Below are 26,833 nucleotides of genomic sequence, written 5' to 3' on the forward strand. Positions count from 1 at the left end.
TCAGCACTATTAAAAGGTTAGATTAATACCTAAATTATATATTTTAATGATAGGGTAAGAATCCGCATTATTCGGATTACATTCAGGGTCCATGATGTCAAACTTATCAAAAGTCAGCAGATTATAGCCTGTCAGTTTTATGCCTAACTGCTGGATACCCAGTTTCTTCAACATCTTCTTATCTGTGAAGTTATATCCTATTGTCACATTCTTCAGCTTCAAATAAGAACCGTCTCGCACCCACAAAGAGGAAGAACGCATATTATAGACTGCATTTGTCTCTGTAAACCGCGGTGTAGTAGCTGTATTAGCTGTTTCCGGTGTCCAGCGCGTATCTGCATGGAACTGCATCAAACCACGGATTTTACCATTACCAAAAGGTTCTCTGAAAGCTCCGTCCAGCAACAAAGAGCGTTGTGCAGCACCAGTCCAGTTCATCGTCAGGAAAAAGCCTTTGTAATTGATACCATAATTCAATCCGAATGTATAAGCCGGACGAGTCGGGTTTCCAATGATAGTCTGGTCGTCGGAAGTTATTTCCTCATCACCGTTCAAATCCCGGTATTTCACATCACCCGGCTTCACGGACACACCCGGATCGGGCAGACCTGCCACCAGTTTGCCGTTCTCTCCGAAATCCGCTTCTGTATAGAAACCGTCCGCCACATACCCGAAGAGTGTTCCGACCGGATTTCCTGTCCGCCACATATAAGGTTCATTAGGCTCAACCTCGTCTTGGAAAATAATCTTATTCTTTGAATAGGAAACGTTTGCCTGAACATTATACTGAACCTGCCCGATCTTGTCATTCCACCTCACTTCTACCTCATATCCACGGTTTTTCACTTTACCCATATTTACAGCAGGTAGAATAGATGAAGTCAATCCCGTTAATAAAGGTACTGTCTTACGATTGATGAGAATATCCTTACGTTCTTCGAGGAAATAGTCCAAAGAGATTTTCAGACGGCTCTTCAAGAAATGAACGTCCAATCCATAGTTCTGTTTCAGCGCAGTTTCCCAAGTCACGTTCGGATTGCCCAGACGCTTCTCCAATGCACCCAGAATTAACGCCTTGCTGTTATAACCAAAGTTGAATCCATACTTATTGTTATTCCACCCGTCTACTCCGCTCAGATTCACATCATAAGAATCCGGCAAGAACAAAAAGCGGTTATTTCCAAGATTGTCATTTCCGACCAAGCCGACAGAAGCGCGGAATTTCAGATAATCAACCACCTTCTGTTTTTTCATGAAGGCCTCTTCTGACAGGATATAACCGATGGAACCGGCAGGAAACGCACCGAATCTCTTACCCGGAGCAAAATTCTCAGAACCATTATAACCGAAGTTAACTTCTGCCATATAACGAGATTTGTAATCATACGTCAGACGGCCTACAAAACCGATGTAAGCAGACGGTACTCCCACCCACTGAGCGGGATAGTATTTCTTACTCTGATTGTACAAGAACAATCCCCCGACATTATGAAAACCAAACTTACGGTTATATCTCAAGCTTGCTTCCAGATACCAGTCTCGTGCCCGTGACGAAGTTTCCTCATATTGCAAGCTCTTATTTTCTCCTTTAATCTTATAAACAATATTCTTGTTGAAATCCGGCGAATCATAACCAAGTGACGGATCTTCCAAAGAAGATTGATAGAAAGGCATAAATTGTTCCACTTGCCCTTTACGCTTTTTGGTAAAGCCATAACTCGTATTATAAGCACCTTTTATTTCAGCCGACAACCCTTTGGTTATGAAGTCTAACTTCTGATTCAACAGAAGGTCCAGATTCATCGTATTATTAATAGCTGTTGAGTAACCTGTCCCATAACACTTAGGCAAAGCACTATTGCCCAGATTGATTTTATTATCAAAACGTTCTTCGGGGGTAACTATGAGTTGTCCGTCAATCACACCCGGACTACTGAACGGAGTTGTCTGATTAATCAGTGTCCAAATCGAATTAGTCGCATCATTAATCATCGGCTCATTTCGGTTACCTACAATCCCGCCGATACCGATCTTCAGCGTGGTAGTCTTAGTTACATTAAAGTCTAAATTCGCGCGATAATTATATCTTTTGTATTTATAATTATTATCATACCCCACTCCTTCAAACTGTTTCAGCAAGCCATTCTGATATAAGAAACCTAAAGATATGAAGTAACGTATATCCTTTGTTCCTCCGGAAATATTAAGGTTATGCTGCGTTTGCACAGATGTTTTATTAAGCAGGTACTTTCTCCAGTCGATACTGGGGTACATAATAGGTTCATCATTCAATCTGAACCGTTCAACTGCATAATTATTAAACACCAAATCGTTCTCGGTAGCATTTGGCTTATCATTTGTTATAATCTCATTTCTCAAAGTAGCATACGTATAGCTATCTGCCATTTTAAGCATTCGGGTAGGCATCTGGATACCAACTGAAGAATTCACTGAGATTTTCGCTTTACCTTCTTTACCACGACGTGTAGTCACCAAAATTACGCCATTTGCACCACGCACACCGAACACGGCAGTAGCAGAAGCGTCTTTCAGAACCGTCACGCTCTCTATTTCATTCGGGTCCATTTGATAAAACGAACGTTCTATACCATCCACCAAAATCAAAGGAGAGGAAGCACTTTCTGTTAAGGAACCCACTCCGCGAATAAATACCTTAGGGTCCTCCTGCCCCGGCTGACCGCTAGTCTGAACGGATGAAAGTCCTGTAATCTGGCCCGCCAGCGAATTGGCCACACTTGCATTCGGCGAACGTATCAACGCCTCATTGTTTACAGCAGAAATAGCTCCTGTCAGAGTTTCTTTCTTTTGTGTACCATAGGCCACAACTGTAACTTCCTGAAGTTCATTGGCCGTTTCTTTTAAAATAATTTTCAGTTGTTTGCGTCCATTTAATGGCACTTCTTGAGGTTCATATCCCATGAACGAAATTTGCAGAACTGCTTTTTGAAGATTGCTTACTTTTAAATGGAAAACACCATTCATGTCAGTAATAGCACCGTTAGCCGTGCCTTTTTCCTTTACATTGGCACCAATCACCTCTAAGTTGGATTCATCCAATACAGTTCCCGTTACTGTATTTTGCGCCCATGCCAAGAGCGAACAACACATAAGCATTAACGTACTAATGCACCTCTTGCATCTTTTTAGTCTCGTTAGTTTGTTCATAATAATAAATTTAAGAATTTGAAATAGGTTTGTTAAAAACACTCGCCGCAAAATAAGTGAATATAACAGTTTTTAAGATACAATTATCATACTAAAAAGGGACAAAATAGTACAAAATAAGAAATAAAAAGCATTAAAATTAGCTGTATTACTCATAGTATCAGGATGTCACGCTAGAAAAATACAGCCTATTCATCGTTTCTTCTTTACTTTACCATACTCGAGAGGTGATACTCAAAAAGTTAATTTACCAAGTTCTTCTTTCATCATAAATCTATGCCAACTTCACATACCATTACCAGACTCCATTGAATAGTTCATAAATAAATTAAAATTGAACTATTGACATACCTATTAGACTTATTATTCTCCTTTATTAATCAAATTATTCCCTATCTTTGACTCCAGAAATTCAAACCTAATACAAAAAACCCATGAAGAAACAACTACTCTCTTGCTGCTTGGCTGCATTGGGACTGACAGCAATTCAAGCGCAAAGCTTCAACGAGTGGAAAGATCCGGAAGTGAATTCCGTAAACCGTTCCGCTATGCACACTAATTACTTTGCTTTCGCATCGGCTGATGAAGCTAAAGCCGGCATTAAAGAAAATTCCGCGAATTTCATGACCCTGAACGGTCTTTGGAAATTCAACTGGGTGAGACACGCAGACGCGCGCCCGACCGATTTTTATCAGACTAATTTCAACGACAAAGGTTGGGATGACCTTCAAGTTCCCGGCGTTTGGGAGTTGAACGGCTACGGTGACCCTATCTATGTCAACGTAGGATATGCCTGGAGAAGTCAATTCAAAAACAACCCTCCGCTAGTGCCGACAGAAAACAACCACGTAGGCTCTTACCGCAAAGAAATCATCCTTCCTGCCGACTGGAAAGGCAAAGAAATTTTCGCACATTTCGGTTCGGTAACGTCCAATATGTACCTTTGGGTGAACGGACGCTACGTAGGATATAGCGAGGACAGCAAACTGGAAGCTGAATTCAACCTGACTAACTACCTGAAACCGGGTAAGAACGTCATCGCCTTTCAAGTTTTCCGCTGGTGCGACGGCAGCTATCTGGAAGATCAGGACTTCTTCCGCTACTCCGGCGTAGGACGCGACTGTTATCTTTACGCACGCGACAAGAAATACATCCAGGATATTCGCATCACTCCCGATTTGGACAGCCAATATAAAGACGGTACATTGAATATAGCCGTTGACCTGAAAGGAAGCGGCACAGTAGCTTTAAACTTGACAGATGCTCAAGGCAACAGCGTAGCGACTGCCGACCTGAAAGGTTCGGGCAAATTAAACACAACCCTATCCGTCTCCAATCCGGCGAAATGGACTGCTGAAACGCCTAATCTCTATACACTGACCGCTACACTGAAAAACGGCAACAACGTAGTAGAAGTAATCCCTGTTAAAGTAGGTTTCCGCAAGATTGAATTGAAAGGCGGACAGATACTCGTAAACGGACAACCGGTACTCTTCAAAGGAGCCGACCGTCACGAAATGGACCCGGACGGCGGTTATGTGGTTTCTACCGAACGTATGTTGCAGGATATCAAAGTGATGAAAGAACTCAATATCAACGCCGTGCGTACCTGCCATTACCCAGACGACAACCGTTGGTATGACCTGTGCGACCAATACGGTCTGTATGTAGTAGCCGAGGCAAACGTAGAATCTCACGGAATGGGTTACGGCGACCAGACACTGGCAAAGAACCCAAGTTACGCCAAAGCTCACATGGAACGCAACCAACGCAACGTACAACGCGGATACAACCATCCGTCCATCATCTTCTGGTCACTGGGTAACGAAGCCGGCATGGGACCGAACTTTGAAAAATGCTACACCTGGATTAAGAATGAAGACAAGACACGTGCCGTACAGTACGAACAAGCAGGAACCAGCGAATTCACCGATATTTTCTGCCCGATGTACTATGACTACGACGCCTGTATCAAATATAGCGAAGGTAATATCCAAAAGCCGTTAATCCAATGTGAATACGCACACGCTATGGGTAATTCACAGGGAGGATTCAAAGAATACTGGGACATCATCCGCAAATATCCGAAATATCAGGGCGGATTTATCTGGGACTTCGTAGACCAGTCCTGCCACTGGAAAAACAAAGACGGAGTAAGCATCTACGGCTATGGCGGCGACTTCAACAAATACGACGCTTCGGATAATAACTTCAACGACAACGGTTTGATCAGCCCCGACCGCGTACCCAATCCGCATGCATACGAAGTAGCTTATTTCTATCAGGATATATGGACGACTCCTGCCGATCTTGCCAAAGGTGAAATCAACATCTTCAACGAGTATTTCTTCCGCGACTTATCTGCTTATTACATGGAATGGCAATTACTGGCAAACGGAGAAGTAGTGCAAACAGGCATCGTATCCGACCTGAAAGTAGCGCCCCAACAAACTGTGAAAGTGCAAATTCCATTTGACACAAAGAACATCTGTCCTTGCAAAGAATTACTGCTCAACGTGAGCTACAAACTGAAAGCTGCCGAAACACTGCTGCCGGCAGGAGCTACCATCGCTTACGACCAACTAAGCATCCGTGACTACAAAGCACCGGAATTGAAACTGGAAAACCAACAGGCATCTAACCTTCCGGTCATCGTGCCCACCATTTTGGACAACGACCGCAACTTCCTGATTGTGAAAGGTGAAAACTTCTCTATGGATTTCAACAAACACAACGGTTATCTCTGCCGTTACGACGTCAACGGCATGCAACTGATGGAAGATGGCAGCGCACTGACTCCTAACTTCTGGCGCGCACCGACCGACAATGACTTCGGAGCCGGACTGCAACACAAATATGCTGCCTGGAAGAATCCTGAACTGAAACTGACTTCTCTGAAACATGCTATTGAAAACGATCAGGCAGTAGTTCGTGCCGAATATGACATGAAGTCGATTGGCGGAACATTATCGCTGACTTACACCATTAACAACAAGGGAGCAGTGAAAGTTACCCAAAAGATGGCGGCAGACAAAAGCAAGAAAGTTTCTGACATGTTCCGTTTCGGTATGCAAATGCGTATGCCGGTCAACTTCAACGAGATAGAATATTACGGCCGTGGTCCGGGAGAAAACTATGCCGACCGCAACCACGCGGCCATGTTAGGTAAATATCGCCAGACAGTGGAAGAACAATTCTATCCTTACATCCGCCCGCAGGAAACCGGAACAAAAACGGATATCCGCTGGTGGAGACTTCTGAACATCAGTGGCAACGGACTGCAATTCGTATCGAGTGCTCCTTTCTCCGCTTCTGCCCTGAATTACACCATCGAGTCATTGGATGACGGCGACGGCAAAGACCAGCGTCACTCACCGGAAGTAGAAAAGGCAGACTTCACCAACTTCTGTATCGACAAGGCACAAACCGGACTTGCCTGTGTCAACAGTTGGGGAGCTATCCCACTGGAAAAATATCGTCTTCCTTATCAGGATTATGAGTTAAGTTTTATTATGACTCCTGTATATCATAAAATAAAGTAAAAAACATAGTTAAAAAACACGGTATCAGAGAACAAGAATACCGAATTTAAAGTACTTTTGCAACCGGAAACTAAATTATCTAATTTAGTTTCCGGTTTTTCTTCCTTAACCCCCTTATCTATATAGATGAACAGCACACTGGCAACAAACGCATTAAATTAAAAAACAGATATTTATAAGTATGAAAAGTAGAATTGTTTTATTTGCATTTTGCGTAGCCCTCTTGTCTAGTTGTGGCAATAAGGGCAATGACACAGGAAAGGTTCCTGAATATGCAGTACAAGAGTTACAAAAAACGACTGCCAATTTAACAACTGCCTATCCGGCTACAATTAAAGGAAAACAAGATGTAGAAATCCGCCCCCAAGTATCGGGCTTCATCACGAAACTCTGTGTAGACGAAGGAGCAGCTGTCCGTAAAGGACAAGTGTTGTTCATTGTTGATCCGACTCAATACGAAGCAGCTGTACGCACTGCCAAAGCAGCAGTAGCTACAGCAGAAGCAGCAGTGAGTACTCAACAGATGACGTATGACAATAAGAAAGAGTTGAACAAAAAGCAAATCATCAGTGACTATGACCTGGCAATGGCAGAAAACTCCTTGGCACAGACTAAAGCCCAGTTGGCACAAGCAAAAGCGCAACTGACCACTGCTCAACAGAACTTGTCATTCACACAGGTTAAAAGTCCGTCAGATGGCGTTATCAACAATATCCCTTATCGTGTAGGAGCATTGGTAAGCCCTTCTATCGCTACACCGATGACTACTGTTTCCGAGATTGACGAAGTATATGTATACTTCTCAATGACAGAAAAGGAATTGCTGGCAATGACTAAGTCCGGTAGCACTATCAAAGAAGAAATCAGCAAAATACCGACTATCAAACTGCAATTAATCGATGGTTCCACATACGATATAGAGGGTAAAGTAGATGCTATCACAGGCGTTATCGACCAATCTACCGGTTCGGTAAGCATCCGTGCTATCTTCCCGAATAAGGAACATGTATTGCGTAGCGGAGGTACTGCAAACGTTCTGATTCCTTATACCATGGAGAATGTAATCACTATACCGCAGTCTGCAACAGTAGAAATCCAGGATAAGAAGTTCGTTTATGTTTTGCAACCGGACAACACGGTAAAATATACAGAAATCAAAATCTTCAATCTGGATAACGGAAAAGAGTACTTGGTTACTTCCGGTTTGAATTCAGGAGATAAAATCGTAATCGAAGGAGTACAAAACCTGAAAGACGGTCAGAAGGTTCAGCCTATCACACCGGCGCAAAAAGAAGCAAACTATCAACAACATTTGAAAGACCAACACGACGGTAATTTAGCCACAGCCTTCAACTAATAATCAGATAATCATTATGAAATTAGATAGATTTATTAACCGTCCGGTACTATCAACCGTTATTTCTATCCTGATAGTCATCCTGGGGGCTATCGGATTGGCGACACTGCCTATCACGCAGTATCCGGACATCGCGCCTCCTACCGTTTCGGTAAGAGCCACCTATACGGGAGCCAGTGCATCGACCGTATTGAATTCTGTGATTGCTCCGTTGGAGGAACAAATCAACGGTGTAGAAAACATGATGTATATGACCTCAACTGCGTCAAACACGGGTTCCGGTGAGATATCCATATATTTCAAACAAGGAACAAACCCGGACATGGCCGCCGTCAATGTACAAAACCGTGTTTCTATGGCACAAGGTCTGTTGCCGGCCGAAGTAACTAAAGTCGGTGTAACCACTCAAAAACGCCAGACTTCCATGCTGGTAGTATTCTCTCTCTATGACGAGACAGATACATATAGCGAATCGTTTATTGAAAACTATGCTAAGATCAACTTGATTCCTCAAGTACAACGTGTACCGGGTGTGGGTGACGCCAACGTTTTGGGTCAGGATTATTCTATGCGTATCTGGTTACGACCGGACGTCATGGCACAATACAAGCTCGTTCCCGGTGATGTTTCCGCTGCTCTGGCAGAACAGAATGTCGAAGCTGCTCCAGGACAGTTCGGTGAACGCAGTAACCAGACTTTCCAATACACCATCCGTTATAAAGGACGCTTGCAACAGCCTGAAGAGTTTGAAAATATCGTTATCAAATCTCTTCCTGACGGTGAAGTACTCCGTCTGAAAGATATAGCAGAAATTCAGCTGGACCGCTTGGGATATAACTTTACCAACCGGGTAGACGGTCACAAATCTGTGACTTGTATCGTATACCAGATGGCAGGAACCAATGCGACACAAACCATCAGTGATATTGAGGCATTGTTGGATGAAGCATCAAAAACGTTGCCTACCGGATTGAAACTGAACATCTCCATGAATGCCAATGACTTCCTTTTCGCTTCTATCCATGAAGTGGTGAAGACGTTGATCGAAGCATTTATCCTGGTGTTTATCGTAGTGTATATCTTCTTGCAGGATTTACGTTCCACATTGATTCCGACTATCGCCATTCCGGTAGCTCTGATCGGTACTTTCTTCATCCTGTCCCTGGTAGGATTCAGTCTGAACTTGTTGACGTTATGTGCGCTCGTGCTTGCTATTGCGATTGTGGTCGATGATGCGATTGTGGTCGTCGAGGGTGTGCATGCCAAGCTTGACCAAGGTTATACATCTGCCCGTCTGGCTTCTATCGATGCCATGAATGAATTGGGTGGTGCTATCGTATCTATTACGCTGGTTATGATGGCCGTATTCGTTCCGGTAAGTTTCATGGGAGGTACAGCAGGAACATTCTATCGTCAGTTCGGTATGACTATGGCTATCGCTATCGGTCTGTCCGCATTGAACGCATTGACTTTGAGTCCGGCTTTGTGCGCCGTTCTTCTGAAACCTCACAAAAAAGAAGATGGAACAACGGAAGACTCCACATTGAAAGAACGTATGAAAGTAGCCTATACGGCAGCCCATACAACTATGATCAACAGATATACCGAAGCTATCGGAAAGATGTTGCATCCGGGAATTACACTTACTTTGACGCTTATTGCCATTCTCGGCATGATCTTTGGTTTGTTCAGTATCAATCCGATAGTCACTGCAATTTTCGTAGTGCTTAGTATTCTGGCACTGATCGGAATGAGTACGAAGAAGTTTAAAAACAGATTCAACGATACATACGAATCAATCCTGAAACGTTATAAGAAACGAGTACTGTTCTTTATCCAGAAGAAATGGTTGTCTATGGGATTAGTTGTCGCTTCCATTGCGATACTTGTATTCTTCATGAACACCACTCCGACAGGTATGGTGCCTAATGAAGATACCGGAACGCTGATGGGAGCAGTGACATTACCTCCGGGTACTTCCCAAGACCGTTCTGAAAAAATCCTGGCACGTGTAGACAGTCTGATCGCTTCCGATCCTGCGGTATTGTCACGTACCATGATTTCCGGATTCAGCTTTATCGGTGGCCAGGGACCATCATACGGTTCTTTCATCATCAAACTGAAAGACTGGGACGAACGTTCCATGATACAGAATTCAGACGTTGTAGTCGGTTCCTTATATATGCGTGCACAAAAGATTATCAAAGAAGCACAGGTATTGTTCTTCGCTCCTCCTATGATCCCGGGTTACTCGGCATCTACGGATATTGAGGTCAATATGCAAGATAAGACCGGTGGTGATCTGAACAAATTCTTCGATGTGGTTAATGATTATACGGCAGCATTGGAAGCACGTCCGGAAATTAATTCAGCAAAGACTTCCTTCAACCCGAATTTCCCGCAATACATGATTGACATTGATGCGGCAGCTTGTAAAAAAGCTGGCATCAGCCCGAGCGATATCCTCACTACTATGCAAGGATATTACGGAGGTTTGTACGCATCCAACTTCAATCGTTTCGGTAAGATGTATCGTGTTATGATTCAGTCAGATCCGTTATCACGCAAAAACCTGGAATCTTTAAAAAATATCAAGGTGCGTAATAGTGCAGGCGAGATGGCCCCGATTGCCCAGTTCATTTCTGTGGAGAAAGTATATGGTCCGGATATTATTAGTCGTTTCAACCTTTATACCTCTATGAAAGTAATGGTAGCTCCGGCAAGTGGTTATACATCCGGTCAGGCATTGACGGCTCTTGCCGAAGTTGCTCAAGAAAACCTGCCTACCGGTTATACGTATGAACTAGGAGGTATGGCGCGTGAAGAGGCTCAAAGTAGCGGAAGTGCTACCGGACTGATTTTTGTACTCTGTTTTGTATTCGTTTACTTATTGTTGAGTGCACAGTACGAAAGTTACATTCTTCCATTGGCCGTATTATTATCCATTCCGTTCGGTCTATTAGGCAGTTTCCTGTTTGTGAATGGTGTAAGTGCTATCGGTAATATTTCGGCATTGAAGATGATTCTGGGTACGATGTCAAACAATATCTATATGCAGATCGCGTTAATCATGTTGATGGGTCTGTTGGCGAAGAATGCCATCTTGATCGTAGAGTTCGCCCTAGATCGTCGCAAGATGGGTATGAGTATCACTTGGGCAGCTGTATTGGGTGCCGGTGCTCGTCTCCGCCCGATTCTGATGACATCATTGGCGATGGTAGTCGGTTTGCTTCCGTTGATGTTTGCCTTCGGTGTAGGTGCCCACGGTAACCGTACACTAGGTACTGCCTCTATCGGTGGTATGTTAATCGGTATGATTTGCCAAATTTTCATCGTTCCTGCCTTGTTTGTTATCTTCCAGTATCTGCAAGAGAAAGTTAAACCGATGGAATGGGAAGATATTGACAATGCAGATGCCGTAACAGAGATTGAACAATACGCTAAATAATGAAATTCGATATGAAGAAACAGATTCTATATATGTTGTGCGCAACTGCTCTCTTGAGCAGCTGCCACATCTATAAGTCGTATGACAGACCCGAAGATATCACTACTTCCGGCCTGTATCGCGATCCGGTAGCGGATAATGATACACTGGTTTCGGATACAGCCAACTTCGGTAATCTGCCGTGGAGAGAAGTCTTCACCGACCCGCAACTCCAGTCACTCATCGAAACGGGACTGAAACAAAATACTGACCTGCAGAGTGCAATACTATCAATCAAAGCAGCCCAGGCTCCGTTGTTGGCAGCCAAACTAGCCTATGTTCCAGCTCTGGCCTTGTCCCCACAAGGTACTATCAGCAGTTTTGATAATAGTAAAGCAAGTAAGACTTATTCACTTCCGGTAACCGCCAGTTGGGAGATTAGTCTCTTTGGAGGCTTGCTAAATGCCAAACGAGGTGCAGATGTTGCCGTTAAGCAGGCCAAAGCTTACAAACAAGCTGTACAAACGCAGATTATTGCCAATGTTGCTAATCTGTATTACACTTTATTAATGCTTGACCGCCAACTGGAAATCACCAGAGAGACAGCAGAAATATTAAAGCGTAATGCCGAAACAATGGAAGCAATGAAAAATGCTGCTATGTATAATATCAATTCGGCAGGTGTCGAACAGAGTAAAGCGGCTTATGCACAAGTGATGGCCTCTATTCCGGAAATAGAACAGAGCATCCGCGAAGTGGAAAATTCTCTATCAACTCTTCTTGGAGAAGCTCCCCGCCATATCCAACGCGGTACCATCGAAAAGCAAATTCTACCATCCGAATTTTCAGTAGGCATACCTATCCAATTATTATCCAACCGTCCGGATGTAAAAGCGGCTGAAATGTCACTAGCTTCTGCTTATTATAACACGAACTCCGCACGTTCCGCTTTCTATCCACAAATTACACTTAGTGGATCTGCCGGATGGACAAACAGCGCAGGCTCTGCTATCATTAATCCGGGAAAATTCCTGGCTACTGCCATCGGCTCACTGACACAGCCTCTCTTTTATCACGGAGCAAATATCGCTAAACTGAAAATGGCCAAAGCGCAGGAAGAACAGGCGAAACTCTCCTTCCAGCAAACGCTGTTGAATGCCGGTAGTGAAGTCAGCAATGCGCTAAGTTTATACCAAAAGACGAGTGAAAAGGTAGAATCTCGTCAAATGCAAGTAGAATCTGCCAAAAAAGCTTCGGAAGATACAAAAGAATTGTTTAACTTAGGGACTTCAACCTACCTGGAAGTATTGTCTGCACAGCAGGCTTACTTGAGCGCACAAATCTCACAGGTTTCCGATTGCTTTGATCGGATGCAGGCTGTAGTAAGCCTTTACCAGGCACTGGGTGGTGGAAGAGAAGAATAACTTTAAACATATACTATTATGATTAGTCCGTTAGCTTACGTAGATCCCGAAGCAAAGCTGGGCAAGAATGTAACCGTTCTGCCTTTTGCCTACATTGAAAAGAATGTAGAGATCGGGGATGACTGCGTCATCATGTCTTACGCTAGTATCCTGCAAGGTACTAAAATGGGAAAAGGAAACAAGGTACATCAGAATGCTGTCCTCGGAGCGGAACCACAAGATTTCCACTATACTGGAGAAGAAAGCAGCCTGATTATCGGAGATAATAACGATATTCGTGAGAATGTAGTAATCAGCCGCGCTACATTTGCCGGCAATGCTACCAAAATCGGAAACGGAAACTACCTGATGGATAAAGTACATCTTTGCCATGACGTACAAATCAACAATAACTGTGTGGTAGGTATCGGCACCACTATTGCAGGAGAATGTACGTTGGATGATTGCGCTATCCTAAGTGGAAATGTCACTTTACATCAATATTGTCACATCGGAAGCTGGACACTGGTACAAAGCGGCTGCCGTATATCTAAAGATGTACCTCCATACGTTATCATGTCAGGAAATCCGGTAACATATCATGGTGTAAACGCTGTAGTTCTTTCTCAACATCACAATACATCGGAAAGAATCCTTCGTCACATCGCTAACGCATACCGTTTGATTTATCAGGGTAATTTCAGCGTTCAGGATGCCGTACAGAAGATTATCGACCAGGTTCCTATGAGTGAAGAAATCGAGAATATTGTAAATTTCGTGAAGAACTCGGAAAGAGGGATTGTGAAATAAACAATATAACATCTATAAAAAGAAAGGGTGATGCTCAAAAAAAGCGTCACCCTTCTTTTTTATAGATGGATGACGCAATAGATAATATTTTTACAAATGGAGGATACTTCAGTGATTCAGCAACACTAGTGATTCATCTTCAAATCCAGAAATTCAATTCATCATTCAAATTCCAAAGTACCGAAAAAATCGGGGCGATGGAAATCCGGTTGGTCAATCTCTATCGGACTCCATGAAAGAAAATGAGGAGTCTGCAACTCATCACCACACTTATAGAAATTAGCTTTTATCTCCTTTCCATCGAGTGATTCAATCTGATGCTTAAAGAATACAGCATACGGAATGATGAGAGCAACTTCCCAGTCTGTCTCCTCGACACGTTCTGCAAAAGGCTGATTACCCAGACTAGACCAACGTTGTACGAGAGCAGTCACTTCTTTCGGTGCATGTTCCCGGTTGTTACGAACTGGGCCGGCACCTATCAGGATAGTTCCGATGCAATTACATTCTATATTATAATAGATCCCGTCGCCTGCAGGTATAGAAAAGAATTCCACACAAGAGTCAGTCCATACAGAACCGTTATCTTCTCCATACTTGGCACGTACACTCTCCTCTTTCACTTTAAAATGTAGCAAGATTGAGTTCTGCGTGTGAGCAATTCGAAAACTCACTTTAGGTTTGTAAGGATATTCAGCCCAATTGACACACTGGATCGGCTGAAAATCTATTTTTTCTTCATCGAATAGTTTAGGAAGCGAACAAGCCTCCACGTTAGCCGCACTAATTTTCTTTACTTTCATATATCTTTCGTTTGAATGATACAAATATAGTTACTTTCTTCTAATAAGGTTCACTGAAATCGAATAAAAACAATATATTTGCATAGATGTAAACACCTTAAAAAATAAATTAGTGAGAAAAGTAATTCTTTTATTTCTGCTATTTTTAAGCGTAGCTGGAGTCCGCACACAAGGTCAAAACATCACTTTTAGCCACTTGACCACGGACGACGGACTCTCCCAATTTTCTGTCAATAGCCTTTATATTGATGAACGGGGGATTATATGGATTGGCACGCGTGAAGGACTGAACCGGTATAACGGTAACGATATCAAAAGTTTCAAACTTAATAAAAACGATCCGAACAGTTTGTTCAGCAATACAGTGCTGCGTATCACCGGAAACAAAAACGGGAAGGTATACCTGCTCTGTACGGACGGGGTAGCAGAGTTCGATCTGACCACACAAAGATTCAAAACGTTGCTGCAAGGCAATGTGGATGCTATTTATTTCAACGAGAAATTATATATCGGGAAAAGAGAAGAAGTGTTTGTATATAATGAAAGTACCGGAAACTTCGATCTCTACTATCATCTTGCCGGAAAAGATATCACCCTCTCCTGCCTCCACCTGGACGAAAAGAAAAATCTGTGGATGGGAACTACCAGTAACGGACTTTACTGTTTATCGGGAGACAAAAAGATTTCCCAACCTGTCACAAGAGGTAATATCGCGAGTATTTACGAAGATTCGTCTAAAGAATTATGGATCTGTACCTGGGAAGAAGGACTCTACCGGATAAAAACAGATAGTACCATTGAGAACTTCCGTCATGATCCTAAAAATCCAAACAGTATTTGTGCCGACTTCGTAAGGAGTTGCTGTGAAGATAATGCAGGAAATCTGTGGATAGGAACCTTTCACGGGTTAAATCGCTATGAAAAGAGCACAGGTAAATTCCAACTTTACACTGCCAACGCGAACAAACCCGACGGACTTACCCACTCCTCCATCTGGTGCATCGTCAAAGATGAACAAGGAACAATTTGGCTGGGTACTTATTTCGGAGGTGTCAACTATTTCAATCCGGAATATGAAATCTATACCCGCTACAAGACAGGAGATACAGAGAAAGAAGGTCTAAGTAGCCCGATTGTCGGCAGAATGACTGAAGATAAAGACGGAAACTTATGGATTTGTACCGAAGGCGGTGGCGTGAATGTGTACAACCGGAAAAATAACACCTATCGGTGGTATCGCCACGAAGAGGGCAAAAATAGTATTTCCCATAACAACGTCAAAGCAATCTATTACGACCGGACTAATGAAATCATGTGGATAGGTACACACTTGGGAGGATTGAACAAACTCGACCTGCGTACCAACCGTTTCACAGTCTACCGGATGAAAGCCGGAGATCCAACCTCGCTACCTTCGGATATCGTCCGAGACATTGTACCTTATAAAGACAAGCTGGTTGTTGCCACACAAAACGGTGTTTGTCTTTTCAATCCGGCAACAGGCGCTTGCCAACAACTCTTCAAAGAGACGAAAGAAGGAAGAGGTATTGGCATGGTAGCCAGTCTTTATATTGATAAAGACGGTACACTGTGGATTGCGGCTACCGGGGAGGGTGTTTATTCTTATCGGTTCGACAGCGGTAAACTTACTAATTATCCACACAATCCCGCTAATCCGAACAGCCTTAGCAACAATAATATCAACAGTATCATGCAGGACAGTAATGGTAATCTATGGTTCTGCACCTCCGGAAGTGGTCTCGACCGTTACCGCAAGGAAAGTGATGACTTCGAGAACTTTGACGTACAGACAGATGGTTTATCCAGCGACTGCATCTACGAAGTATGCGAATCGTCCATACAGAAAGGAGACTTATTGCTGATTACCAATCAAGGCTTCTCACAGTTCAACTATCCAAGCAAGAAATTCTATAATTACGGTACGGAGAATGGATTCCCGTTGACTGCCGTCAATGAAAACGCACTATTTGTGACACATGACGGAGAAGTATTCCTTGGCGGTATTCAGGGAATGATTTCTTTCTGGGAGAAGAAATTACATTTCACTCCCAAATCATATAATATCATTCTTTCCCGCCTGCTTGTCAACGGAAAAGAAGTAGTTCCGGGAGATGAAAGCGGTATCCTGGAACAGTCGATCTGTCATACTCCGGAAATCAGTCTGAAAGCGAATCAATCGATGTTTAGCATCGAATATGCCACTTCCAACTTCATCCCTGCCAACAGAGATGAAATTCTCTATCGCCTGGAGGGTTTCTCAGACGAATGGAACCATACTTACCGGAAGCAAACGCTGATTACTTATACAAACCTGAATCCGGGTAAATATACCCTTGTCATCAAATCACAGAGGGAAGGAATAAAAGAGGCCAGACTGCTGATTATCGTACTCCCTTCATGGTATGAGACATGGTGGGCTTACCTGATTTATACCATTGTCACTATCAGCCTGTTATGGTATCTTATTCAGAACTATAATTCGCGCATCAAACTCCGTGAGTCTTTGAAGTACGAAAAGAAGCATATTGAAGACCTCGAAGCATTGAACCAGTCGAAACTCCGTTTCTTCACTAACATCTCACATGAATTCCGCACACCGTTAACGCTGATTGTGGGACAAGTGGAAACTTTGCTGCAGGTGCAGACATTTACGCCTAACATATATAATAAGGTGTTGGGAATTTACAAGAACAGTCTCCAATTACGGGAACTGATTACGGAACTACTTGATTTTCGTAAACAGGAACAGGGTCACATGAAGATCAAAGTTAGCCAGCACAATCTGGTTAACTTCCTGTATGAGAATTATCTGCTCTTCCTCGAATATGCGAGCAGTAAACAAATCAACTTCAAGTTCAACAAACAGAAGGATGACATTGAAGTGTGGTATGACCAAAAGCAGATGCAGAAAGTGATAAACAACCTGCTGTCTAATGCAGTGAAGCATACCAAGGCCGAAGATACAATTTCGATTAATGTATCGCAGGAGAAAGACCATGTCATCATTGAAATAAAAGATACAGGTACAGGTATCGCCGCTGCCGAAATTGATAAGATATTCGACCGTTTCTATCAGACCGAACATCTCAACTCGCTGAATACCGGAGCCGGTACAGGCATCGGACTGGCACTGACGAAAGGTATTGTGGAACTTCATCACGGCACAATCCGGGTGGAAAGCGAACCGGGCAAAGGAAGCAGTTTCATTATCACCCTCAAACTAGGCAAGGAACACTTCACAGAAGAGCAAATAGCGAAAGATGATACGGAAACCATCCAGCAAACAGAGACTATTGTTCCTTCAGTAGAAATAATCCCTGATTCGGAATGGAAAGAAGAAGATAACAAGCGTATCGAAGACGCCAAAATGCTGATAGTGGAAGACAATGAATCTATCAAACAGATGTTAGTCGGTATTTTCGAAACATTCTATCAAGTTAGTACGGCTTCCGACGGAGTAGAAGCATTAGAGATGATACAGAAGGATATGCCGAGCATCATTTTAAGTGATGTCGTAATGCCACGCATGTCGGGTACGGAACTTTGCAAACAGATCAAGACGGACTTTAACACTTGCCATATTCCGGTGGTATTATTAACCGCACGTACTGCTATAGAGCACAATATCGAAGGTTTGAAGATTGGTGCGGATGATTATATCACGAAACCGTTTAATACCAATCTTCTGATTTCCCGCTGCAATAACCTGGTTAATTCCCGCCGGCTATTGCAAGAGAAGTTCAGCAAACAACCACAGGCTTTTGCCCAAATGTTGGCTACCAACCCGATGGATAAGGAGATGCTCGACCGCGCGATGGCCATTATCGAACGTCATCTGGACAATACGGATTTCAACGTTAATATCTTCGCCCGCGAAATGGGTATGGCACGTACGAACCTATTCACTAAACTGAAAGCAGTTACAGGCCAGACCCCGAATGATTTCATCCTAAGCATACGTCTCAAGAAAGGCGCTGTCATGTTAAGGAATAACCCGGAGCTGAATATCACGGAGATCTCTGACCGGATTGGGTTCTCCTCCTCCCGCTATTTCAGTAAATGTTTCAAGGAGATTTATCACGTCAGTCCGCTGGCTTATCGTAAAGGAGAAGAGAGCGAAGAAGAAGGAGACGGAGAAGAAACAGATTAGCAGGCAACTATACAAGCACTCTTGCAAAATAATCTTATATTATTAGGCACGGATCACACGGATTTCACGGATTAAAAAACGATGAGTATGAAAACAACAGCGTTAATCCGTGTAATCCGTGCCTAAATTTATGATATAAACGGTTTCTTAATCCGGACATCTTCGCCCGAATAAAGAAGGTAACCTCTTAAGTGTACTATTTTGTACTTCACTTGTACATTCCTACTCATTCTTTTTCTTCCATTCGCTTATCTTTGTGTTCATTACATTATTTCCTAAAACATTCAGCATTATGAAAAACGTTTCGCGTCTACTTCCCCTATTGTCCGGCATCGTCACGCTGTCAGGATGCAGTCATGCACCCCAAAAGAGCAATGGGCAGAACAACCAAAAGCCTAACATTATTTATATATTTGCAGATGATCTCGGCATTGGTGATTTAAGCTGTTATGGAGCAACGAAAGTGAGTACTCCCAACATCGACCGGTTGGCAGGACAAGGAGTACAATTCACCAATGCTTATGCAACTTCTGCCACCAGCACTCCTTCCCGTTTCGGACTCCTGACAGGTATGTACCCCTGGAGACAAGAAAACACAGGAATCGCTCCCGGCAACTCCGAACTCATTATCGACACTACCTGCGTCACCATGGCAGATATGCTGAAAGATGCAGGATACGCAACCGGTGCAGTAGGCAAATGGCATCTGGGACTCGGTCCGAAAGGTGAAACCGACTTTAACAACCGGATTACCCCTAACGCACAAAGCATTGGTTTTGACTACGAATTTATTATTCCGGCTACCGTAGACCGTGTACCTTGTGTATTTGTAGAAAACGGACATGTCGTAGAACTTGACCCCAATGATCCTATCACCGTAAACTACGACCACAAAGTAGGCGACTGGCCTACGGGAGAAGAGAACCCAGAGCTCGTCACTTTAAAACCCAGCCAGGGACACAACAATACAATTATCAACGGCATTCCCCGTATCGGCTGGATGACCGGAGGAAAATCCGCCCTTTGGAAAGATGAAGACATAGCCGATATCATCACCAACAAGGCCAAGAATTTCATTGCATCCCATCAGGAAGAACCCTTCTTCTTATATATGGGTACGCAAGACGTACATGTACCACGCATCCCCCACCCACGTTTCGCAGGCAAAAGCGGACTCGGCACTCGTGGCGACGTCATCCTGCAACTGGACTGGACCATCGGTGAAATCATGCACACACTGGACAGCCTCCACATCGCAGACAACACCATCCTGATCTTTACCAGCGATAACGGTCCTGTTATCGACGACGGCTATCAAGACCAAGCTTACGAACTTCTCAACGGGCATACTCCGATGGGGATCTACCGTGGTGGGAAATACAGTGCTTACGAAGCGGGGACACGCGTTCCATTTATCGTCCGCTGGCCTGCCCGAGTAAAGCCGAACAAGCAACAAGCTCTTTTCTCTCAAATAGATGTGTATGCATCGCTCGCCTCCCTTTTGGACCAACCTTTACGTAAAGGAGCTGCTCCCGATAGTCAAGAACATCTGAACGTACTCCTCGGCAAAAATAATACAAACCGTGAGTATGTCGTTCAACAGAATCTCAATAACACACTTGCCATCATAAAAGGTCAATGGAAATACATCGAACCGAGCGACGGCCCCGCTATCGAGTATTGGACGAAAATGGAGTTAGGCAACGACAAACAGCCTCAACTTTACGATTTATCCTCCGATCCATCGGAGAAAACGAATGTATCAAAACAATACCCCGACATAGTGAAAGAATTATCTGAATTACTAGAATCCGTAAAAGAAAAATAGTTTATGAGAACAGGAAAATTGTATGATTTTGCACCAATCTTGAATAATTCTATCCATATTAGAATATTCAATCCATCTATCTTTGCAAGCGTAGATTCAATAAAATCACTTAATTTTTAATATATGAAAAAACATTTATCCACTCAAACTAGAAAAAGGATGCTCTCCTCCATCGGACTGATCCTGTTTTCTGTTTCTTTTATACTTGCACAGGTACTTGTTAAAGGTACAGTGAAGGATAACTTAGGAGAAGGAGTGCCGGGAGCCAGTGTCCAGGTAAAAGGTACTTCGCAAGGAACAATCACTGACCTTGACGGTAAATTTGCTTTTAACGTGCCCAATAAAAATTCGATATTGGTTATTTCTTTCATTGGTTATGTCACAGTAGAAATGAAGGTGGACACTCAAAAGCCAATGGTTATCACATTAAAGGAAGACACAAAGACACTGGACGAAGTGGTAGTAGTCGGCTATCAGGAGATACGCAAGAAGGATCTGACTGGCTCTGTTGCCAAAGCCAGTATGGCGGAACTACTTAGCACTCCGACTGCTTCTTTCGGCGAGACATTGGGCGGACGTATTGCCGGTGTCAACGTAAGTTCGGGCGAAGGTATGCCGGGCGGACAGATGAACATCGTCATCCGTGGTAACAACTCTTTGACACAGGACAACTCTCCTCTTTATGTCATTGACGGTTTCCCGGTGGAAGACCCCTCCATAGCCGCAGCCATTAATCAGAACGATATCGAGTCACTCGACTTCCTGAAGGATGCCTCTGCTACCGCTATCTACGGTGCCCGTGGTGCCAACGGTGTCGTGATGATTACAACCAAGAAAGGAACAATCGGCCAACCTAAAATTAAATACGACGGAAGTTTCGGTATTCAGCATATCACCAAAACGATCCCGATGATGGATGCCTATGAATTCGTCAAACTACAGGCAGAACGTAGTCCCAAAGATATGGAAACTACCTACTTCATGAATTATGACGGTAAGAAATGGGGACTGGAAGATTATAGAAATATCCCGCAATATAACTGGCAGGATGAAATCTTCCGCAGCGCATGGATGCAAAGCCACAATGTCAGCCTGACCGGTGGTTCGGAAGGAGTTCGCTACAATGCTTCTTTATCTTATTATGACCAGGACGGTATCTTGTTGGAATCAAACTACAAACGTGTACAAGGCCGTATGGGTACTACCATCCAAAAGAAGAAACTGAAAATCTATCTGACGACCAACTATTCCAGTACTACAACTACCGGTGGTTCTCCTTCCCAGAACTCATACAGTGGTATGAATAACCTGTTCTATAGTGTATGGGGATATCGCCCTGTGACCGAACCGGACAGACCATTAAACTCGTTGATGGATAACATCATGGACGACGCGATAAACAATACCAACGACTATCGTTTCAACCCTATCATGTCTTTGAAAAATGAATATCGCAAGACGTACGCGAACTATATCCAGTTCAACGGATTTGCAGAATATGAATTTATCAAAGGATTGAAGTTGAAAGTTTCCGGCGGTTACACATTCGATACCCGCAAAGGGGAAACATTCAACAACTCGAAAACTCGTTATGGTAATCCGAAATCATCCGATAAGGTGAATGCAGAAATCTACCATTCTCAACGTGCAACGTGGTTGAACGAAAATATTCTAACCTATCAGACCAATATCAAACGGAAACATTTCTTCAATAGCATGGTAGGTGTAACCCTGCAGAATTCCGACTATGAATACTATTCATACAAAACGGTACAGATTCCGAACGAAGCACTCGGCATGGCGGGAATGAGTGAAGGAACTCCCAGTACGACTAAATCATTAAAGAGTTCCTGGTCTATGCTTTCTTTCCTGGGCCGTTTGAACTATAACTATAAATCATTGTATTATGCAACGGTTTCTTTCCGTTCCGACGGTTCTTCCAAATTCCGTGGTGATAACCGTTTCGGCTACTTCCCTTCCGGTTCATTGGCATGGGGATTCATGGAAGAAGATTTTATGAAACCATTGAAGTCTGTTGTTTCTTCAGGTAAATTAAGAGCAAGCTGGGGATTGACCGGTAACAACCGTGTAGGCGAGTATGATACGTATGCTTTATATCAGATATTAAAAGATAAAGTCGGAGATTTTATTTCGATCGGTAGCCTACCGAGTGGTGTATATCCGTTCGAAAACAGCCTGACAAGTGTAGGTACAGTGCCCACTTCCTTAAGAAACAGAAAACTGAAATGGGAGACTACCGAACAGTGGAACCTAGGGCTGGACTTAGGCTTCCTGGACGAACGCATCGGATTAACCGTAGACTGGTATCGTAAAACGACTCGTGATTTGTTGCTGAATACTGCACTTCCCACCTCTTCCGGTTATTTCAGTGCCATGAAGAATGTAGGAAAGGTACGCAATCAAGGTATCGAGTTCACATTGAACACGACCAATATCAAGAACCGTCATTTCTCATGGACTACTAACTTTAATATCGCATTCAACAAGAACAAAGTATTAGAATTGGCCGAAAACCAATCTTCTCTGTTGAGTGCAGCCAAATTTGACCAGAACTATAACTCTCAATACAGCTACATTGCCAAAGTGGGTTATCCGATGGGAATGATGTACGGATTCATCTACGAAGGTACATACAAATACGAAGATTTCGACAAAGTAGGTGATACATATACACTGAAACGCAATGTTCCGTATTTCTCTTCCGAAAGTAATACACAACCGGGTATGCCGAAATACGCAGACCTGAATGGTGACGGTATCATCGACGATAACGACCGCACTATGATCGGTAACGGTATGCCGAAACATACGGGCGGATTTACCAACAATTTCGAATACAAAGGATTTGACTTGAGCATCTTCTTCCAATGGTCGTATGGAAACGATGTATTGAATGCCAACCGCCTGTTCTTCGAGAACAGCAATAAGACACGTGACTTGAACCAGTACGCAAGTTATGCAGACCGTTGGACACCGGAAAACCCGGAAAGTAATATTCCGAGAGCTACCGACTCCGGTTCCAACAAAGTGTTCTCTACACGCATTATCGAAGATGGTTCTTTCCTTCGTCTGAAAACCGTATCTTTAGGATATACACTGCCGAAACAACTGACCAAGAAATGGAAGATAGACAATGCACGTGTATTCGTTGCCGGTCAAAATCTATGGACATGTACAGGATATTCCGGTTATGACCCGGAAGTATCTATCCGTGAAGGCGCACTGACTCCAGGACTGGACTTCTCCGCTTATCCGAGAGCCTACTCTATCAGTTTTGGTATAAACTTAGGTTTTTAATCAATCATCCTTCAAACAATTACGTATATGAAAACAATAAAAATAATCATCATATCACTTCTTATCGGACTTAACCTGACTTCCTGCGATTTCCTGGAAAAAGACCCGACATACACCACTCCTGAAAACTTCTTCAAAAATGAAGCGGACGCTACCTCTTGGCTGACAGGAACCTATGCCATTCTGGGACAAAGTTCCTTCTACGGAAATGAATTCTTATACCTTGTAGGAGGTGACGATCTGGGACACTATGGTGGTGCCAACCGCGGACCTAACAAAAGTGGGTTGATCTGTAACAATGCCAATACAAGTGATCCGGCCGTTGCAGCATTGTGGTACACATTATACTCCGGCATCAACAGAGCCAATATTTTCCTGGAAAATATTGATGCAGTGCCCGATATGAACGACGACACCCGCAAGCAATACAAAGCCGAAGCCCGTTTCTTACGCGCATTCTATTATTTCACTTTGGTAGAATGTTGGGGAGATGTACCTTTCAAAACTAATTCTACAGAAGATGCTTATAACCTCGCCATCCCGCGTACAGACAAACAGACGATCTATGATTTCATCATCAGAGAGATGTACGGTTCTGCCGAGGATCTCAAATCCGCCCAAGATTTGAACTACTTGCCGGGACGTGTTTCCAAATCGGCAGCTTGGGGTATGTTGGCACGGGTATATATGTTCAGAGCCGGCGAACCTAAGCGCGACAAGGAAGTAGGTTTAGCCAACAGTACGACAAATGCAGAGATTACAGAATACTTCAAGAAAGCGAGTTACTATGCACAGTTAGTCAGAAACGAAGGACATTCACTGACTGCCAAATATTGGGATTTCTTTATCGACATTTGCTCTGATAAGTATAACACAGCTCTCAATAAGGATGGTGCCAAGGCTAATGAAAGTATTTGGGAAGTAGAATTTGCAGGTAACCGTTCAACGGATGTACGTGCAGAAGGTAGAATCGGTAATATCATTGGTATTCAGGGTAAAGATCTTTCTTCCAAAGCATCCATCACCGGTAAAGGTGATCCGGGTTATGCATACGCTTTTATCTGGAATACTCCTAAACTGCTCGAATTGTATGAAGCAAACGGTGACATTGACCGTTGCAACTGGAACATCGCTCCATTCACTTACACCCAGTCAGCAGGAGAAGGTACTCCGGTAGACGGTCGTGAATTTGTAAAGGGAAAAAGAGATGAAGTGGAACAACAATACTGGGACAAATCCTTCAGCTATGGTAAAACAGAGCCGGGTTCCACTTACGGTGATCGTGAATCGAAGAACGATGCCAATAAGAACCGCAACAGAGCTGCCGCCAAATATCGTAGAGAATATGAAGCAGACAAGAAGAGTAAAAACGATACTTCCATCAACTTCCCTCTTCTCCGTTACTCTGACATTCTGCTAATGATTGCAGAGGCGGAAAATGAAGTCAACCATGGTCCTAATGATCTGGCTTATGAATGTATCAACGCAGTAAGAGAGCGTGCAGGAATCAACAAGCTTGCTGCAAATCTGGATGAAACCAACTTCCGGAAGGCTATCAAAGACGAACGTGCAATGGAACTCTGTTTCGAGTACACACGTCGTTTCGACCTGATCCGTTGGGGAGACTATTACAAACTGATGCAGGAACAAGTGGACAAGGCACAGGCTGACGAATCCTGGAAGTTCGGAATCAATGTATATACTTACTTCAATATTCCGAAGTCTTACAATTATTTCCCGATTCCTGCCAATGAAATAGGATCAAACGGTGCTATCAAGACGAATAATCCGGGTTGGTAATTCTCTTAATAACTTTAAAAAGAAAAGGACATGAAAACAATATATAAAAGTTTGATGACTATCGCTTTTGCCGGACTATCCCTGGCTTCATGCGACAAGGAATTAAAAGAAGAAACAGCAATGGAAGTGGGTGTGGTGACAGACAGCAATGTCAGCTTCGATGGCAAAACTGTGACTGTAAAAAAAGGAAGCCCTGTAACGTTCAGCTTCGATGGCGACCCTGATTTTATCAGCTTCTTCAGTGGAGAAATAGGCCATGAATACAAACATCGGGACAGAATTGAAATGCAACCGGAAGACGTAGAAAAATGTGAAATCAATTTCTCTATATTATATGACTATGGCAATGCGAAAACCATCGAAGGTTCTACTCACATATTAATATCCGATCGATTTGGAGGAATTAGTGGCAACAACGTGGAAAAAGACAAAGAAGCTGTTACTAACTGTGACTGGACGGAACTTGTCAGCCAGGAAGATCTTCCCAAAGCAACCAAAGTTACTAAAGACTATTCTTGCCCTTTGACTTCTTACTTGGGCAAGGAAATCAGCATTGCTTTCCGCCTGAATCCCCTTGACAACAGCGCTACAATGCCTGTTATACATATTAAAGGATTACAACTTAATCTAGAATTCAACAATGGGAAATCAACCACAATTAATGCAAAGAACTTCGAATTCTCGGCTTTAAATGTAACCTACAATTTAGATGATCTTTCAAAAAACAACACTCATCTTACCAAACTGAAGGAAGCATTAGGAAACAAAAATCTCACACTTGAAGAAATGAAAAGTGCTGAATATGCAGACAAGATAGCATACACCACAGTGGATGGTAATATTCCTTATTTTTGGAGAATTAGCCAACCAAACGATTTCGTAACTAGCGGGGGTAGCAAAGATTATACCAAAGGAGATACTTGGCTTATTTCCAATCCAATCCTCCTCAATGGTTCCTGCGATCCTGACGCTGGTGTAGCCATCAAAAATATCTCGCAAACATTAGAGATATACTCACATACCTACGAGGAGGCCGGAACATATACCGCTACCTTCGTAGCCAACAATGCAAACTACGTCCATCAAGGTGGTCAAGTAGTACGTGAACTGACTATAAACGTTGTAGAATAAAAGCATATCCCCCAATTTTTCTAACCTTCAATCATAGAAAACGTTTATAAAAATCAG

At 43.2% G+C, this 26,833-nt stretch carries 12 protein-coding genes; 10 read left to right on the top strand and 2 right to left on the bottom strand.

The genetic code is table 11. The features are described 5' to 3' along the window. Positions 1–9 precede the first annotated feature (9 nt). Positions 10–3,135, bottom strand: coding sequence for a SusC/RagA family TonB-linked outer membrane protein (locus BSAG_RS07960; protein ID WP_008770452.1), 3,126 nt, complete (start codon positions 3,133–3,135; stop codon positions 10–12). Positions 3,136–3,620: 485 nt separating this feature from the next. Between BSAG_RS07960 and BSAG_RS07955 the strand changes: the two genes are divergently transcribed. The 5 genes from BSAG_RS07955 to lpxA all read left to right on the top strand — a co-directional run bounded on the left by BSAG_RS07955 (position 3,621) and on the right by lpxA (position 13,725). Beyond that, entirely contained in the window at positions 3,621–6,728 is a 3,108-nt protein-coding gene (locus BSAG_RS07955) for a glycoside hydrolase family 2 TIM barrel-domain containing protein (RefSeq protein ID WP_004316810.1), read from the top strand. 181 nt (positions 6,729–6,909) lie between these two features. Further along, positions 6,910–8,085, top strand: a complete 1,176-nt coding sequence (locus tag BSAG_RS07950) for an efflux RND transporter periplasmic adaptor subunit (protein ID WP_004316811.1) — start codon at positions 6,910–6,912, stop codon at positions 8,083–8,085. A 16-nt stretch (positions 8,086–8,101) separates the two neighbouring features. Beyond that, positions 8,102–11,533, top strand: coding sequence for an efflux RND transporter permease subunit (locus BSAG_RS07945; protein WP_008019299.1), 3,432 nt, complete (start codon positions 8,102–8,104; stop codon positions 11,531–11,533). An 11-nt stretch (positions 11,534–11,544) separates the two neighbouring features. Continuing rightward, on the top strand, positions 11,545–12,936 hold the full coding sequence (locus tag BSAG_RS07940) for a TolC family protein (protein WP_004324284.1): 1,392 nt from the start codon (positions 11,545–11,547) through the stop codon (positions 12,934–12,936). An 18-nt stretch (positions 12,937–12,954) separates the two neighbouring features. Next, complete coding sequence (gene lpxA, locus BSAG_RS07935) at positions 12,955–13,725, top strand: acyl-ACP--UDP-N-acetylglucosamine O-acyltransferase (protein WP_004298353.1); 771 nt, start codon at positions 12,955–12,957, stop codon at positions 13,723–13,725. 161 nt (positions 13,726–13,886) lie between these two features. Here the strand turns inward: lpxA and BSAG_RS07930 are convergent, their stop codons facing one another. Beyond that, positions 13,887–14,528, bottom strand: a complete 642-nt coding sequence (locus tag BSAG_RS07930) for a carbohydrate-binding family 9-like protein (protein WP_004313859.1) — start codon at positions 14,526–14,528, stop codon at positions 13,887–13,889. 112 nt (positions 14,529–14,640) lie between these two features. Here BSAG_RS07930 and BSAG_RS07925 point away from each other — a divergent pair, with 112 nt between their 5' ends. The 5 genes from BSAG_RS07925 (at position 14,641) to BSAG_RS07905 (ending at position 26,776) form a co-directional block, all read left to right on the top strand. Next, positions 14,641–18,699, top strand: a complete 4,059-nt coding sequence (locus tag BSAG_RS07925) for a two-component regulator propeller domain-containing protein (protein ID WP_004313858.1) — start codon at positions 14,641–14,643, stop codon at positions 18,697–18,699. 292 nt (positions 18,700–18,991) lie between these two features. After that, a complete protein-coding gene (locus BSAG_RS07920; RefSeq protein WP_004313857.1) occupies positions 18,992–20,527 on the top strand; it encodes a sulfatase-like hydrolase/transferase in 1,536 nt (511 codons plus the stop codon). A 159-nt stretch (positions 20,528–20,686) separates the two neighbouring features. After that, a complete protein-coding gene (locus BSAG_RS07915) occupies positions 20,687–23,845 on the top strand; it encodes a SusC/RagA family TonB-linked outer membrane protein (RefSeq protein WP_004313856.1) in 3,159 nt (1,052 codons plus the stop codon). Between the two features lie 27 nt (positions 23,846–23,872). After that, a complete protein-coding gene (locus BSAG_RS07910) occupies positions 23,873–25,645 on the top strand; it encodes a RagB/SusD family nutrient uptake outer membrane protein (protein WP_004313855.1) in 1,773 nt (590 codons plus the stop codon). A 30-nt stretch (positions 25,646–25,675) separates the two neighbouring features. Next, entirely contained in the window at positions 25,676–26,776 is a 1,101-nt protein-coding gene (locus tag BSAG_RS07905; RefSeq protein ID WP_004313854.1) for a DUF5017 domain-containing protein, read from the top strand. Positions 26,777–26,833 lie beyond the last annotated feature (57 nt).

It is taken from the genome of Bacteroides sp. D1, from assembly GCF_000157095.2.
Lineage (GTDB): Bacteria > Bacteroidota > Bacteroidia > Bacteroidales > Bacteroidaceae > Bacteroides > Bacteroides xylanisolvens.

Excerpts from the sequence above, each read along its gene's own strand:
- lpxA (WP_004298353.1), top strand. The coding sequence starts at position 12,955 with ATGATTAGTCCGTTAGCTTACGTAGATCCCGAAGCAAAGCTGGGCAAG.
- BSAG_RS07940 (WP_004324284.1), top strand. The coding sequence starts at position 11,545 with ATGAAGAAACAGATTCTATATATGTTGTGCGCAACTGCTCTCTTGAGC.
- BSAG_RS07945 (WP_008019299.1), top strand. The coding sequence starts at position 8,102 with ATGAAATTAGATAGATTTATTAACCGTCCGGTACTATCAACCGTTATT.
- BSAG_RS07955 (WP_004316810.1), top strand. The coding sequence starts at position 3,621 with ATGAAGAAACAACTACTCTCTTGCTGCTTGGCTGCATTGGGACTGACA.
- BSAG_RS07915 (WP_004313856.1), top strand. The coding sequence starts at position 20,687 with ATGCTCTCCTCCATCGGACTGATCCTGTTTTCTGTTTCTTTTATACTT.
- BSAG_RS07920 (WP_004313857.1), top strand. The coding sequence starts at position 18,992 with ATGAAAAACGTTTCGCGTCTACTTCCCCTATTGTCCGGCATCGTCACG.
- BSAG_RS07910 (WP_004313855.1), top strand. The coding sequence starts at position 23,873 with ATGAAAACAATAAAAATAATCATCATATCACTTCTTATCGGACTTAAC.
- BSAG_RS07960 (WP_008770452.1), bottom strand. The coding sequence starts at position 3,135 with ATGCTTATGTGTTGTTCGCTCTTGGCATGGGCGCAAAATACAGTAACG.
- BSAG_RS07905 (WP_004313854.1), top strand. The coding sequence starts at position 25,676 with ATGAAAACAATATATAAAAGTTTGATGACTATCGCTTTTGCCGGACTA.
- BSAG_RS07930 (WP_004313859.1), bottom strand. The coding sequence starts at position 14,528 with ATGAAAGTAAAGAAAATTAGTGCGGCTAACGTGGAGGCTTGTTCGCTT.
- BSAG_RS07950 (WP_004316811.1), top strand. The coding sequence starts at position 6,910 with ATGAAAAGTAGAATTGTTTTATTTGCATTTTGCGTAGCCCTCTTGTCT.